This is a genomic window from Kitasatospora sp. NPDC094028, assembly GCF_049543595.1.
GTDB lineage: Bacteria > Actinomycetota > Actinomycetes > Streptomycetales > Streptomycetaceae > Kitasatospora.
On the sequence record NZ_JBMVFA010000106.1, the window covers coordinates 1 to 435 of the forward strand.

Annotated in this window: 1 protein-coding gene; it reads right to left on the reverse strand. The window is 71.7% G+C overall.

Features of this window, described 5'->3' with window-relative positions; all coding sequences use genetic code 11:
* Positions 1-435: S8 family serine peptidase (locus tag ACPC54_RS42105; protein ID WP_498973044.1), on the reverse strand; the 435-nt coding region annotated here is incomplete at both ends.

Below are 435 nucleotides of genomic sequence, written 5' to 3' on the forward strand. Positions count from 1 at the left end.
GTCGTTCTGCTTGAGGGGGATAATGGTCGCCTCGGGGGCGAGGCCCACGAATCCCGTTCCCGCCATGGGCCGGGCGGCGATGATGCCGGCCACGCGGGTGCCGTGGCCGACGGTGTCCGTCGTGCCGTTCGCCTTGCCCCGGTCGATCTTCTGGCCCTTGCGGTTCTTCGCCGGCAGGAAGTTGGCCCCGCTGGAGGCGTCCACCGCATGGGCGAGCTGGGGGTTCTGGGTGTCCACGCCGGTGTCGATGACCGCGACGCGCACCCCCTTGCCCTTGGACTGGCTCCACAGCTCGTCCAGCAGCACGCGTTGCAGGGCCCAGGGGCGCCCGGGGTACACCTTGTTCGGGAAGTTGCACTGGTCGGCGAAGGAGTCGGCGGCGGCGGGCGGGGTCAGGGCGACGGTGGCGGTGCACAGCGTGGCGGCCGCGATCGC